This window comes from Bradyrhizobium sp. 6(2017), from assembly GCF_011058295.2.
Classification (GTDB): domain Bacteria; phylum Pseudomonadota; class Alphaproteobacteria; order Rhizobiales; family Xanthobacteraceae; genus Bradyrhizobium; species Bradyrhizobium septentrionale.
This window is the reverse complement of record NZ_CP049289.2, coordinates 6,686,732-6,699,809: the sequence shown is the minus strand read 5'-3', so window position 1 is coordinate 6,699,809 and position 13,078 is coordinate 6,686,732. Positions and strand designations below refer to the sequence as shown.

Annotated in this window: 13 protein-coding genes; 10 read left to right on the top strand and 3 right to left on the bottom strand. The window is 62.0% G+C overall.

The window, feature by feature from the left end:
- The first annotated feature begins 10 nt into the window (after positions 1–10).
- The 4 genes from G6P99_RS31710 (at position 11) to G6P99_RS31695 (ending at position 3,493) form a co-directional block, all read left to right on the top strand.
- Entirely contained in the window at positions 11–718 is a 708-nt protein-coding gene (locus G6P99_RS31710; protein WP_165124636.1) for a WbqC family protein, read from the top strand.
- Positions 711–1,229 carry a GNAT family N-acetyltransferase gene (locus tag G6P99_RS31705; RefSeq protein ID WP_165124633.1) on the top strand — a complete coding sequence of 173 codons (519 nt, stop codon included), beginning with the start codon at positions 711–713 and terminating at the stop codon, positions 1,227–1,229. The genes G6P99_RS31710 and G6P99_RS31705 overlap by 8 nt, the downstream gene beginning before the upstream one ends.
- Before the next feature lie 8 nt (positions 1,230–1,237).
- The gene (locus tag G6P99_RS31700; RefSeq protein ID WP_165124630.1) at positions 1,238–1,981 is read left to right on the top strand and encodes a hypothetical protein; all 744 of its coding nucleotides are present in this window, start codon (positions 1,238–1,240) and stop codon (positions 1,979–1,981) included.
- 207 nt (positions 1,982–2,188) lie between these two features.
- Entirely contained in the window at positions 2,189–3,493 is a 1,305-nt protein-coding gene (locus tag G6P99_RS31695; protein WP_165124627.1) for a nucleotide sugar dehydrogenase, read from the top strand.
- A 94-nt stretch (positions 3,494–3,587) separates the two neighbouring features.
- Here the strand turns inward: G6P99_RS31695 and G6P99_RS31690 are convergent, their stop codons facing one another.
- On the bottom strand, positions 3,588–4,943 hold the full coding sequence (locus tag G6P99_RS31690; RefSeq protein ID WP_165124624.1) for a hypothetical protein: 1,356 nt from the start codon (positions 4,941–4,943) through the stop codon (positions 3,588–3,590).
- Positions 4,944–5,218: 275 nt separating this feature from the next.
- Between G6P99_RS31690 and rfbA the strand changes: the two genes are divergently transcribed.
- From rfbA to G6P99_RS31660, 6 genes are all read left to right on the top strand, one after another.
- Positions 5,219–6,109, top strand: a complete 891-nt coding sequence (rfbA, locus tag G6P99_RS31685; RefSeq protein ID WP_165124621.1) for a glucose-1-phosphate thymidylyltransferase RfbA — start codon at positions 5,219–5,221, stop codon at positions 6,107–6,109.
- Between the two features lie 14 nt (positions 6,110–6,123).
- Positions 6,124–7,179 (top strand): dTDP-glucose 4,6-dehydratase, encoded by a 1,056-nt coding sequence (gene rfbB, locus G6P99_RS31680; RefSeq protein ID WP_165124618.1) that lies wholly within the window; start codon positions 6,124–6,126, stop codon positions 7,177–7,179.
- Between the two features lie 295 nt (positions 7,180–7,474).
- Entirely contained in the window at positions 7,475–8,305 is an 831-nt protein-coding gene (locus G6P99_RS31675) for a class I SAM-dependent methyltransferase (protein ID WP_165124615.1), read from the top strand.
- 224 nt (positions 8,306–8,529) lie between these two features.
- Positions 8,530–9,591 (top strand): Gfo/Idh/MocA family protein, encoded by a 1,062-nt coding sequence (locus tag G6P99_RS31670; RefSeq protein WP_165124612.1) that lies wholly within the window; start codon positions 8,530–8,532, stop codon positions 9,589–9,591.
- Positions 9,588–10,055 (top strand): acyltransferase, encoded by a 468-nt coding sequence (locus G6P99_RS31665; RefSeq protein WP_029079915.1) that lies wholly within the window; start codon positions 9,588–9,590, stop codon positions 10,053–10,055. The genes G6P99_RS31670 and G6P99_RS31665 overlap by 4 nt, the downstream gene beginning before the upstream one ends.
- A 10-nt stretch (positions 10,056–10,065) precedes the next feature.
- Complete coding sequence (locus G6P99_RS31660; RefSeq protein WP_165124609.1) at positions 10,066–11,163, top strand: DegT/DnrJ/EryC1/StrS family aminotransferase; 1,098 nt, start codon at positions 10,066–10,068, stop codon at positions 11,161–11,163.
- A gap of 3 nt (positions 11,164–11,166) precedes the next feature.
- Here G6P99_RS31660 and G6P99_RS31655 read toward each other — a convergent pair whose 3' ends face one another.
- Together G6P99_RS31655 and G6P99_RS31650 are read right to left on the bottom strand one after the other, a co-directional pair.
- Positions 11,167–11,697 carry an HAD family hydrolase gene (locus tag G6P99_RS31655; protein WP_165124606.1) on the bottom strand — a complete coding sequence of 177 codons (531 nt, stop codon included), beginning with the start codon at positions 11,695–11,697 and terminating at the stop codon, positions 11,167–11,169.
- Positions 11,698–11,821: 124 nt separating this feature from the next.
- Positions 11,822–13,045: a phenylacetate--CoA ligase family protein gene (locus G6P99_RS31650; protein ID WP_165124603.1), complete on the bottom strand. Its 1,224-nt coding sequence runs from the start codon at positions 13,043–13,045 to the stop codon at positions 11,822–11,824.
- Positions 13,046–13,078: the final 33 nt, after the last annotated feature.

Here is a 13,078-nt window from a genome sequence, read left to right as displayed (position 1 = left end):
AGGCAGCACGATGGGATGCCTCGTTGCGATCCATCAACCCAACTTCTTTCCGTGGCTCGGGTACTTTGACAAGATCCGGCGTGCCGATGTGTTCGTGCTGCTCGATGCCGTCGATTATCCGCGCTCGGGATCGGGAGGCATGGGATCGTGGTCGAACAGGGTGCGAATTGCTATCCAGGGCGAGGCGCGCTGGGCCACGTGTCCTGTCCATCGCCTGCCGTTGGGGGCGCCGCTCAATGCCGCAGAGATCGATGACGGTCGGCCCTGGCGTCGCAAGATGATTGCGACGCTGCAGGCCAGCTACGGCAAAGCGCCGCGGTTTCGCGAGGCGATGGGCCTCTTGCAGCCTCTGTTCGAGCAACAAGAAACGAACCTTGCAACGTTCAACATCACGGCCATCAAGGCGATCGCGGAGCATCTCGGCCTTGCGACGCGATTTGAACGGCAGTCCGAGCTGCCGCATGCGGGCAAGGCGACTGAGCTCCTCATCTCACTCGTCAAGGCAGTCGGCGGGGATGCTTATCTCGCCGGCGGCGGTGCCACGGGGTACCAGCAGGACGAATTGTTCGAGCAGCATGGCGTTCGTCTGGTCAGCCAGGGCTTCGTGCCGCAGCCGTATGGCCCGCATGAGGCGTTCATTCCGGGCCTCTCCGTGATCGACTATTTGATGTGGGACGGGCGGCCAGCAACGGGATCACCTGGAGGCAGCTATGATTAAAGGGCAGGTCATCGCGCTTACCGAAATTCGAAACGAAGACTCTCCGCAATTGTTTCACTGGATCAACGATCCCGATACGGTGCGCTTCAACGCTCCATTCTCCCCGGTTCACGAAACCACCCATGAGAATTGGTTGAAATCGGTCATCACTTCAACGGCCAAGATCGTCTTCGCCATTCGCGCACTTCACGACCTCCGCTTGATCGGCGTAGTGCAACTGATCGACCTTCATCCGATCCATCGTACCGCTGAGCTGACGATCCGTATCGGGCAGGAGGTTGATCGCGGCCGTGGCGCGGGAACGGAGGCGGTGACGCTTGCGATCGATTTCGCCTTCAAGGACCGAAATCTTCAGCGCGTGTGGCTCAGTGTCTTCGCAGACAATGAAAGGGCCATCAGGGCGTATCAGAAAGCCGGGCTCGCGATCGAAGGCACCATGCGGCGCGCTTGCTTTATCGACGGCAGGTGGACGGATCAGGTGGTGATGGCCAAACTTCGGGATCGCGCTTGAGCTCCACGATGACGAAACAGGATTTCTCCGAATTCACAGAAGCTGGTTTTCGACAACTGCTGCTTCTGCTCAAAGCCGGCGGCTACCGTTTCGCGCGATACGGCGAGCCTGCCAGCGGCCGGCACGTGATCTGGCGGCACGACGTCGACGTATCGATGCATCGCGCAGCCGCGTTGGCCGAGATCGAGGCGGAGGAGGGGGCGGTCGCAACCTATTTCGTCAATCCGCATTGCTTGTTCTGCAATTTGCTCGAGCCCCAAATCATGGCGCTGGTGCGACGGATCGCCGGCCTCGGTCACGAGATCGGACTGCACTTCGATGCCGGTGCTTACCCGGTGACGCAGTGGAACGAAGCGGAACTTGTCGCGGTCGTGCAGCGCGAACGGCAGCTGCTTGAGCTCGCGCTGGAGCTTCCCGTCCGCTGTATCAGCTGGCACAATCCCGACCTCACCAATCTGCTCGAGTTCGAGGCGGAGGAGGTCGGCGGGTTGATCAATGCCTATGCGGGCCGATTCAGGCGTGACTACGTTTATTGCTCCGACTCCAACGGCTACTGGCGCTTCAAGCCAATGTCGGAGGTGATCGCGCACGGACATGATCGGCTACACCTTCTCACTCATCCCGAATGGTGGACGCCGGAACCGATGGCGCCGTCAGAGCGTATCGATCGCGCAATCCTCGGACGGGCGCGCCACGTTCGTAGCGATTACGATCTGGTGCTGCAGACAGCCGGACGCCGCAATCTGAAATAGGCCGCTCTCTTAGGCGAAGGCGATCTCAATTTGGTCCGGCAGCGACGGGGCCCGTCGCCGGGTTGGACGAGCCAAGCCAGCCCACCGCTTTTGGGCTTGTCGGACGGATACGGGGCGTCTATGCAACCATCTCGCCAAAGGCGCCTTACCTTGCGGATTTTATTCAGCACGCTGTTTTGAACACAACCACACGTACGGACGTTAGACATGAATTCCGAACTGATCGACAAGCTGGACCGCAAGACCGCCAGGATTGGTATCGTGGGCTTGGGCTACGTCGGCCTGCCGCTCATGCTTCGCTACAGCGAGGTGGGCTACAAGGTCATAGGCTTTGATATCGACCAGACCAAGGTCGATGCGCTTCGTGCGGGCCAGTCCTATATCGAACATATCTCGAGCGCGAGCATCAAGCGGGCGACGGAGCTCGGCTTCGAGCCGACCACGGATTTCTCGCAGGCGAAAGAGGTCGATGCCCTCATCCTCTGCGTTCCGACCCCGCTCAACAAATATCGCGAACCCGATCTCAGCTTCGTGCTGAACACCACGGAATCGCTGCTGCCATATCTCCACAAGGGGATGGTGCTGTCGCTCGAAAGCACGACCTATCCCGGCACGACCGAGGAGGAACTGAAGCCGCGCATCGAAAAGTGCGGCTTCAGCGTCGGCACCGATATTTTCCTGGTGTTCTCGCCGGAACGCGAAGATCCCGGCAACCAGAACTTTTCGACCCGCTCGATCCCGAAGGTCTGCGGCGGCTGCACGCCCGCGTGTCTCGAGGCCGGCATCGCGCTCTATCGTCAGGTGATCGACAAGGTCGTTCCGGTGAGCTCGACGCAGGCTGCCGAGCTGACCAAGCTGCTGGAAAACATCCATCGTTCGGTGAATATCGGCCTCGTCAACGAAATGAAGATGGTCGCCGACAAGATGGGGATCGACATTCACGAGGTGATCCGCGCGGCGGCAACCAAGCCGTTCGGGTTTGTGCCGTACTACCCCGGCCCCGGCATCGGCGGGCACTGCATTCCGATCGACCCGTTCTACCTGACCTGGAAGGCGCGGGAATACGGCATGCATACGCGTTTCATCGAGCTCGCCGGAGAGATCAATTCCTCGATGCCCGATTACGTGGTGTCGAAGATCTCGCTGGCGCTCAATCAGAGGCACAAGTCGATCAGCGGCAGCTCGATCCTGGTCCTCGGCATTGCCTACAAGAAGAACGTCGACGACGTTCGCGAGTCGCCTTCCGTGCTGCTGATGGAGAAGCTTCGCGATCTCGGCGCCAGCGTCTCCTACAGCGATCCGCACGTTCCCGCGTTCCCGAAGATGCGGGCGCATTCGTTCGACCTGTCGAGTGTCGCGCTCACCGAGGCCAATCTGCGGCGCTTCGATTGCGTCCTGCTAGCGACCGACCACGACAAGTTCGACTACCAGCTGCTCGGCGCGCACTCGCCGCTGCTTGTCGACTGTCGCGGCAAGTTCCCTGAGCCGGCAGACAATATCATTCGCGCGTAGACGATATCATTCGCGCACAGGCGATCTCGTCGCGGCGCCGGCTATCTCGCCCACCCCGTGCCCTTTCGGGTGAGACGGGTTCGAAAGCGGCGCGCTAGCCGGCGCTTGCGCCTTGTAACTGTCCGCCCGGCGCGGTCGTTGACGCTGCCGTCTGCTCGAAGGCCGACCGCGGCGTAACGTACCAGAGCAGAAAAAGCAGGCCGGTGCCGTTGGTCAGCAAGGCCGTCGAAAGCGGTACATTGAGCAGAACGTGCGGCAGGACCCCGGCGGATAGCAGCACAAGTCGCGGGGGCAGGCCTGCCGATAGGCGATTGCCAAGCGCGATGATCAGGCCGCAACCGAGCGCGGACAGCGGCGCGAGCACGAGGCCGACCGACGCGATTCCCTCGGTGGCGAACAGCGAGGCATTGAAGGCGCCGAGATCGTAGGCCTTGGCCATGACGGCCCATATCGGTTCGTCGTAGGCGCATGCAGCCACGAGCTTCACGACGTTGATCTGGCAGAAATGGGTCAGCGGATGGGCTGAGAAGTAGTTGTTGTAGACCTCGAGGGCGAGCGACGGGATTGCGATCATCCTGTTGTTGACGGTGCCGAAATAGACCATCCCGGGTCTGAACGGAATCACACCGGTCTTGACCAGAAAGACCACGACAACGCCGACGAAGACAGGCAGGAATAGCGAGAGGATCGTCGTAAGTCGCACCTCGGCCAGCTTGCAGATGAGCGCGAGAAGCAGCAGCCAGAACGGAGCGAACAGCGCCATCTTGGTCAGCATGATCGGGTAGAACAGAACCATCAGGACCAGAGTGATCGCTGCCTGCCAGTTCCGCTTGCTGACGACGAAGCACGCGAAGGCGAAAGGCAACAGGGCGTTCGAGGCGATCGAGGTTGCGTATCGAAGGAAGCCGGGAAACTCGATCTCCGCGCGATATTTGTACATCTCGGAGAGATCCACCAGCTTGAGGTGGTACAGAGCGCCGATGCCGACGATTGCGGCCGAGGCGATCAGGATGACGGAAGGCATCATGTGAAAGGCGCGTGCCGGCATGACGATCGCCTGCCGCACAGGCGCGGTGATGAACAGTGCTGGGGCAAGGAATGCAAATCCTGAAAGCACGATCGAGACAAGCGCCAGGCGGTGATCGTAATCAAGTAGCGAAAATTCGATCAGCCAGAGATATCCCAGGATCATCATGTAGAAGTAGAAGCCGACGAGATAGCCAAAGCTGAAGCGTACGATCGCGAACAGGATGACGACGGGGCTGAACGCCAGCACATTCAGGATCGCAGCTGTGACGTGCGTCTGGTCGATACCGGTGACACCCGGAAACGTATCGACGGCCGTGATGAAGTAGAGCGAAACGCAACACACCACGATGTGGGCATAGGCGAGCAGGGCAAGTTTGGCCTGGAGCCAACCAAGCTCTAGCTGAGTGATCCGATCGTTCATTTTCGCTCACCGCCGTATCGGGCTGTACGTTTGGACTGTTCCATTTGCTGGTCATCGCGCCAGGCCGACTGGGCCCCCACGATCGCCAGACGATGGCACCGTCCTGGGCCTAGTGACTTGGGCCTAGGGACATGACACGGCGCCGATAAGACGACAAGAATATGCTTGTATTTTATGCCCAATGGCGTGAATGCCGCTCGCTGGAATCGTGCCGCGCGTTTGCCGAACCGACGGCCTCTGGTAGACTATCTGGATAATTGCACAGGCGGGATTGGATGAAGGGTATCATTCTTGCTGGTGGTACCGGGTCTCGGCTTTACCCGGTGACGATTGTCGTGTCGAAGCAGCTCTTGCCGATTTTCGACAAGCCCATGATCTATTACCCGCTCTCGACCTTGATGCTGAGTGGCATCAGGGAGATTCTGATTATCTCCACCCCCCAGGATCAGCCGTTGTTTCGCCGGTTGCTGGGTGACGGCTCGGACTTCGGTCTCAAGCTGGAATACGCAAGCCAGGACCAACCTCGGGGGCTGGCCGATGCCTTCATTGTCGGGCGTGATTTCGTTGGCAAGGACAACGTCGCCCTGGTCCTCGGCGACAATTTGTTCTTCGGTCATGGGTTGCCGGAGATATTGAACCGCGCCAGCGCGCGAGCTTCGGGAGCGACTATCTTTGGTTATGTCACCAAGCGTCCCCAGGACTACGGTGTGGTCCAACTCGATGGGGATGGACGGGCGATTTCGATCGAGGAAAAGCCGCGTCTGCCGAAATCCAATCTCGCCGTGACGGGCCTATACTTCTACGACAATGACGTGCTCGAGATTGCGTCCTCCATCAAGCCCTCGACGAGAGGCGAACTCGAGATCACCGACGTCAATCGCGCCTACATGGAGCGCGGTGAACTGCATGTCGAGATTTTGGGGCGCGGCTTCGCGTGGCTGGACACCGGGACCCATGCCTCCCTGGTCGAGGCCAGCCATTTCGTGCAGGTCCTCGAGCAGCGCCAGGGCCTGCGGATCGCGTGTCCGGAAGAGATCGCGCTGAGGCTCGGCTACATCTCCCTTGACGCCTTTCGCAGCGTTGCGGAGCGGAATGCGAAGAGCAGCTATGGCGAGTATCTTTTGTCGATCTATGATAGCTTTGCCAATTCGAAGCGGTCGCACTGAGGTCGGCGCCAGTGGTGCCTAGCAAAGCAACGATCTTTGTCACCGGAGGAGCCGGCTTCATCGGCTCTGCCGTTGTTCGGCGGTTGCTGAATTGCACTGACGCCTCGATCGTCAATGTCGACAAGATGACGTACGCGTCCAGCCTTCACTCGATTCCGTCGGAGTTAAGCAGCGAACGCTATGCTCTCTCGAGAACGGATATCTGCAACAGTCCGGGCTTGCGCAGTCTGTTCGATCACTACCGGCCTCAGGCCGTGATGCATCTTGCTGCGGAAAGCCATGTCGATCGCTCGATCGACGCGCCCAGCGATTTCATCCAGACCAATGTTGTCGGCACCTTCACGCTGCTGCAGGAGTCCCTGCGTTACTGGCGGGCCTTGGAGCCCGCGGAGCGCGACGCGTTCCGGCTCGTTCATGTCTCGACGGACGAGGTGTTTGGCACGTTGGGTGCGGATGGCCATTTCGTGGAAACAAGCCCGTATGCGCCAAACTCACCTTATTCTGCCAGCAAGGCCGCTTCCGATCATCTCGTGCGTGCGTGGTACGAGACCTACGAACTGCCGACCGTGGTGACAAATTGTTCCAACAACTACGGACCCTATCAATTTCCTGAGAAGCTGATCCCTCACATGATCATCAGGGGATTGGCCGATGAGGCGCTACCTGTCTACGGTGATGGTCAGCACATCCGTGACTGGCTGTATGTCGAGGACCATGCGGAGGCGCTCATCCGTGTTCTTCACCACGGGAACGTGGGGGAGACCTACAATATCGGCGGCAGGAGCGAACGCACCAATCTCGAGGTCGTGGAACTGCTCTGTACGCTGCTCGATGAGGCCAGGGGGGCCGAGACCGGCGCGCACAAGCGCCTGATCTCGTTCGTCAGGGACCGTCCCGGTCACGATCGCCGCTACGCCATCGACCCGTCCAAGATCGAGCGAGAACTCGGCTGGAGCCCGCAGGAGAGCTTTGAGGCCGGCATCAGGAAGACGGTATATTGGTACCTTGACAACAAGCCCTGGTGGGAAGAGATTCTTCGGCGAGGATACCAGGCCCAGCGGTTGGGATAGCCGACGCCCTTCCAGGCCCGCGGGGCTTTGGTTGATGCCTGGCGGCTCCTGAAGCGCCTCAGACGTTCCCTGGCGAGAGCGGAGACCGAGGTGGTCGCGCCGGTTGTTCCGGCTGAATTGCGACTGTCGCTGCGCTGACGGGATTGGCCCGCTCGCGGCACGCAGTCGGTCTGCCGACAGCGAAATTGAAGCAGAAATCGGGGCCGAATCAGATGTTGGCAGGACGAGCAATACCGGATATTCGGCGTCGGATGCGTCGAAACACACTATTTGGCTGAAGCAGGTAAGGGCCGCTATGACTGACACTCAACAGGCGATCGACGCCGCCAATGCGGCGTTCTGGGACGAACTGTGCGGCTCAGCAGCAGCCCGCGCGTGGGGGATCACCGATTCCTCGATGGAGTCGTTGCGGCGCTACGACGAGAATTATTTCCACTTCTATCCGTATCTCGAGAAATACATCGACTGGAAGGCGATGCGCGGCAAGCGCGTGCTCGAGATCGGGCTCGGTTACGGCAGCGTCTCGCAGAAGATCGCGGAGAGTGGCGCCGACTTCACCGGCCTCGATATCGCGGCGAATCCGGTCACGATGGTCAATCACCGGATCAAGCAGAGCGGGCTGAACGGCAGGGCCGTTCAAGGCAGCATTCTCAGCAACTCGCTTCCCGACAATTCGTTCGACGCGGTTGTCGCGATTGGTTGTCTGCATCATACCGGCAACCTCGCCGCTGCAATCGCGGCCTGCCGCCGGCTTTTGGTGCCAGGCGGACGCCTCGTCGGCATGGTCTACTATGCCTACTCCTACCGGCAGTTCGTGCTCGAGCCGAAACGCGCGCTTCGCTATATGCTGCGTGAACTCGGCGGCTATCGCGGGACCTTCCGCGACGGTGAAACCGCCGCCTACGATAAAACGCAGGACGGTTCGCTGGCGCCGGCGACCGAATTCACGTCGGCCAGGTCGTTGCGGAAGATCTGCGCGGGATACTCGAATTTTCAGGCGGTCCCGGAGAACGCCGATCAGGAACGGCCATTTAAGCTCTGGAAGCGTCCCCAACTCCTGGCCTCGCCGATCCCGCGGTATTGCGGACTGGACATTTATTGGAGCTGCGACAAGTCGGGCGCGTGAGATCGCTGCTTGCTGTTTTTGGCCCGCACATTTCGCGGCCTATCGGTTATGGCAGGCTCGAAGCATGACGCCGCGGGCCGTGCCGCTGGATCGGCCCATACGCCTTGCCTAATCCCAAGTTTTCTGGGTAATGGACGTTACCGTGCGGCTTGCAAGGCCGCTTGTTCCCTCGGCTGTTCGGCTGGCTGCAACGGTCGGCCGCGAGACAAGACAGGGCCTGTTGCATGATCAGATTTGGCCTGCTCGGGTGCGGGCGTATCGCAAAGCGTCATTCCGATCTCCTGGGTGGCAATCACATCGAGGGAGCAAGCCTGGTTGCAGTCTGCGATCCGGTTCGTGCCCGCGCCGATGCGGTTGCCGCGAAGTTCGCCGTTGCGGCCCATGACGACATGGACGAATTCTTGGGCCGCAAGGATATCGACGCTGTCGCTGTGCTGACGCCGAGCGGGCTGCATCCCGCGCATGTGATCGCCTGCGCCAGGGCCGGCAAGCATGTCGTGGTCGAGAAGCCGATGGCGCTGCGGTTGCAGGACGCCGACGACATGATCCGGGCCTGCGATCAGGCTGGCGTCAAGATGTTCATCGTCAAGCAGAACCGGTTCAACGTGCCGGTGGTCAAGGCGCGCGAGGCGCTCGATGCCGGCCGCTTCGGCAAGCTCATCCTGGGGACGGTCCGGGTGCGCTGGTGCCGCGACCAGGCCTATTACGACCAGGACCAATGGCGCGGCACCTGGGCCTATGACGGCGGTGTGCTGACCAATCAGGCGAGCCACCATGTCGATATGCTGGAGTGGTTCTTCGGCGATGTGGTGAGCGTGCATGCCCGCGCGGCGACGGCGCTGGCCAAGATCGAAACCGAGGACACGGCTGTCGCAACGCTGAAGTTCCGCAACGGCGCGCTCGGGATCATCGAGGCGACCACGGCGGCGCGTCCGACCGATCTCGAGGGTTCGCTGTCGATCCTGGGCGAGAAGGGCACCGTCGAGATTTCCGGTTTCGCGGTCAACCAGATCCGGCACTGGCGTTTTGTCGACGAGCTGCCGTCGGACAAGGACGTCGTGGAGAAGTTCTCGGTCAACCCGCCCAACGTGTATGGCTTCGGCCATCAGGCCTACTATCACCATGTGGTCGATTGCCTGGAAAACCAGCGCGCCGCGCTGGTCGACGGGCTCGAGGGCCGCAAGAGCCTGGAGCTGATCTCGGCGCTCTATGAGTCGATCGAGACCGGCGAGGAAGTGGCGCTGCGCTTCACGCCGCGCTTGAGCCGGTTGGGTGTCGTTTCGTGAACCGGCCGGAAGTGCATCAGGCCAGCGTGCGCGATGTCGCGTTCGGCGAACGCGTCAAGATCGTCGAGCCCTGCAACCTTTATGGCTGCACGCTCGGTGACGACTGTTTCGTCGGTCCCTTCACCGAAATCCAGAAGGGGGTGGTGGTCGGAGCGCGCACCCGCGTGCAATCGCATGCCTTCGTCTGCGAGCTCGTCACGATCGGTGAGGACTGCTTCGTCGGGCACGGCGTGATGTTCGTCAACGACACGTTCGCAACCGGCGGTCCTGCGCGCGGACGCAAGGAGCTGTGGCGCGAGACAGTGATCGGCAACCGGGTGTCGATCGGCTCCAATGCCACGATCATGCCGGTCCGGATCGCCGATGACGTTGTCATCGGCGCAGGATCGGTGGTGACCAAGGACATCACGACGCCCGGCACCTATGCCGGCAATCCGGCGCGCCGGCTGCTGGCGAGCCAATAGGGGATATCTGATGCCGGTGCCGTATGCCGACCTGCAACTGCAATACCAGTCCATCAAGGACGAGATCGATGCGGCGATCGCCGGCGTCATCCGCGACAACGCCTTTATTCGCGGCAGCTATGTCGACCGCTTCGAGCGTGAGTTCGCCGCTGCTGCCGAGGTCGCCCATTGCGTGTCCTGCGCCAACGGCACCGATGCGCTCTACCTCGCGATGCGGGCGCTAATGGTAAAGCCCGGCGACGAGGTGATCACGACGGCGCATTCGTGGATATCGACCGCGGCGATGATCACCCATTCCGGCGCAACGGTCGTGTTCTGCGACACCGATGACGCGACGTTCACGATTGATCCGGCCGCGATCGAGGCCGCGATCACGCCGCGCACCGTCGGCATCATCCCGGTGCACCTGTACGGTCAGCCCGCGGATATGGATGCGATCATGGCGATCGCGCAGAAGCACAAGCTCTGGGTGATCGAGGACTGCGCCCAGGCCCATCTGGCGCGCTACAAGGGCCGCATGGTCGGAACGTTCGGCGAGGCGGCGACCTATTCATTCTACCCCGGCAAGAATCTCGGCGCGATGGGCGACGCGGGCGCCGTCGTGACCAACGACGCAGCGCTTGCTGAGCAGATGGCGATGCTCGCGCGTCATGGCGGGCTGGTGAAGCACCAGCACCATGTCGAGGGTGTCAACAGCCGGCTCGACGGCATGCAGGCCGCGATCCTCTCGGCCAAGCTGCCGCATCTCGCCGACTGGACCGAGGCCCGGCAGGCCGCCGCCGAAGTCTATGATGCCGGCCTCAACCAGATCGAGGACGTCGTGGTGCCCGAGCTCGCGCCGGCGCGCAGCCACGTCTATCACCTCTACACGATCAGGCATCCGCGCCGCGACGCGCTTGCCGCCTATCTCAACGCCAATGGCGTGCAGACCGCGATCAATTACCCCACCGCGCTGCCGTTCCTGCCGGCCTATGCGCGGTTCGGCCACCGGCCGGAGCAATTCCCGAACGCGCACCGCGACCAGGGCCAGATCCTGTCGCTACCGATCTTCGCCGAGATCACGCGCCAGCAGCAGGATGAGGTGATCGACCTGGTTCGGAAGTTCTGAGGCTCAGCTTCGCTGCAGCAGAGGCCTCAGGAACAGCTCCAGATTGGAGCCTGAGAACAGGTAGCCCTTCAGGCCGGCGGCACGCGCTGCTTCGAGATCCGTCGGTTGATCGCCGACCAGGAAGCTGTGTTCGAGATCGACTGGAAAACGCGCCAGCAGGTCATTGATCATGCCGGGCGAGGGCTTGCGGCGATAGCTGACCTTCCGATATCGCTCGACCGTCCCCTCAGGATGGAACGGGCAGTATTCGAAGGCGTCGATATGTGCGCCGATCCTGCCGAGCTCTTGAGCCATCCAGCCGTGGAGCTCCTGGATATGCGCCTCTTCGTAAAGACCTCTTGCAACGCCTGACTGGTTGGTCACGACGAACGCAAAATAGCCCGTGTCGTTGACGGCCTTCACCGCCTCGCGCGCGCCGTCGATCCAGATCAGCCTGTCGCTTTCGAACAGGTAACCGATGTCCTTGTTCAGGACGCCATCCCGATCGAAGAAAACCGCCGGCCGTCGCGGCTGATCTCCGGAAGCGCTGCTCATGAGGTGATGATCCGTCCGTCTCCACGAGGTATGAGCCAGCTCAATAGTTCACAATGCGGCGCGCGACAACGTGGACTAATCACACCCAGGGTGGCCGGCGCTCGCGCTTCTCTGACCTCAAGGACTATCGCTCGTCGGCAATCACCTTGCCGTCGTTCGGCAGCGCGCCTGCGCCGACCAGCTCGACCGTGCCGCCGAGTTTCGTCACGGCACGCAGCGTTGCCGCAACCTCGTCCTGCAGCGACGAGGGCGGCGAAGCGCATTCGGCCTTCAGCGTCATTGCGTCAGCCTCGCCGGCACGCGTGACCACGAGGCGCAGCCGTCCGAGCGCAGGATGGCGCTTGCCGATTTCCGCGACCTGCTCGGGACGCACGAACATGCCCTTCACCTTGGTGGTCTGGTCGGCGCGGCCCATCCAGCCCTTGATACGCATATTGGTGCGCCCGCACGGGCTCGCGCCGGGCAGCGCCGCGGTCAGGTCGCCGAGCGCAAGCCGAATCCAGGGGTGATGCGGATCGAGCGAGGTCACCACGATCTCGCCGACATCGCCCGGCGCGACCGGATCGCCGGTGCCGGGCTTGACGATCTCCAGGATCAGCTCCTCATTGACCGTCATTCCCTCGCGTGCCGGCGTCTCGAACGCGACCAGGCCGAGATCGGCGGTGCCGAAAGCCTGATAGGCCTCGACGCCGCGCGACTTCATCTTCTCCTGCAACGACTTCGGAAATGCGGCGCCGGACACCAGCGCGCGCTTGATCGAGGACACGTCGCGGCCGCCCGCTGCGGCAGCGTCGAGCAGGATTTTCAGGAAGTCCGGAGTGCCGCTGTAGCCGACCGGGCGATAGGCCTCGATCAGCTCGAATTGCTGCTCGGTATTGCCCGGGCCCGCCGGGATCACCGCGCAGCCGAGCGCCCGCGCCGAGGCGTCGAAGATGAAGCCGCCGGGCGTGAGGTGGTAGCTGAAAGTGTTCAGCACCACATCGCCCTCGCGGAAGCCCGCCGCAAACAGCGCCCGGGCGCCTCGCCAGGGGTCTGCCTGCCGGCCCTCGGGCTCGAAGATCGGGCCGGGCGAGGTGAACAGGCGGGCGAACGAACCGGGCTTGTCGGACACGAAGCCGCCAAAGGGCGGGGCGGCCTTGTGCAGGGCCGGCAATTCCGACTTGCGCAGCACCGGCAGCTCTGACAGCGCTTCCCGGCTGGTGATGGATGCGGGATCGGTGCCCCTCAGCAAATTGGCATAGGCGGGCGCTGCCATCGCCCTGCGCAGCACGTCCGGAAGCCGGGCGAACAGGGCGGCCTCGCGCTGGGATGGATCGCGCGTTTCAAGGGCGTCGTAATGGTCGGTCATGGCGGATCCTTGAGGGAAGATGTGCGCAGGGTT

Coding starts and splice junctions, on each gene's coding strand:
- G6P99_RS31700 (WP_165124630.1), top strand. CDS start 1,238: ATGACGAAACAGGATTTCTCCGAATTCACAGAAGCTGGTTTTCGACAA.
- rfbA (WP_165124621.1), top strand. CDS start 5,219: ATGAAGGGTATCATTCTTGCTGGTGGTACCGGGTCTCGGCTTTACCCG.
- G6P99_RS31675 (WP_165124615.1), top strand. CDS start 7,475: ATGACTGACACTCAACAGGCGATCGACGCCGCCAATGCGGCGTTCTGG.
- G6P99_RS31650 (WP_165124603.1), bottom strand. CDS start 13,045: ATGACCGACCATTACGACGCCCTTGAAACGCGCGATCCATCCCAGCGC.
- G6P99_RS31655 (WP_165124606.1), bottom strand. CDS start 11,697: ATGAGCAGCGCTTCCGGAGATCAGCCGCGACGGCCGGCGGTTTTCTTC.
- G6P99_RS31705 (WP_165124633.1), top strand. CDS start 711: ATGATTAAAGGGCAGGTCATCGCGCTTACCGAAATTCGAAACGAAGAC.
- G6P99_RS31670 (WP_165124612.1), top strand. CDS start 8,530: ATGATCAGATTTGGCCTGCTCGGGTGCGGGCGTATCGCAAAGCGTCAT.
- G6P99_RS31690 (WP_165124624.1), bottom strand. CDS start 4,943: ATGAACGATCGGATCACTCAGCTAGAGCTTGGTTGGCTCCAGGCCAAA.
- G6P99_RS31710 (WP_165124636.1), top strand. CDS start 11: ATGGGATGCCTCGTTGCGATCCATCAACCCAACTTCTTTCCGTGGCTC.
- G6P99_RS31695 (WP_165124627.1), top strand. CDS start 2,189: ATGAATTCCGAACTGATCGACAAGCTGGACCGCAAGACCGCCAGGATT.
- G6P99_RS31660 (WP_165124609.1), top strand. CDS start 10,066: ATGCCGGTGCCGTATGCCGACCTGCAACTGCAATACCAGTCCATCAAG.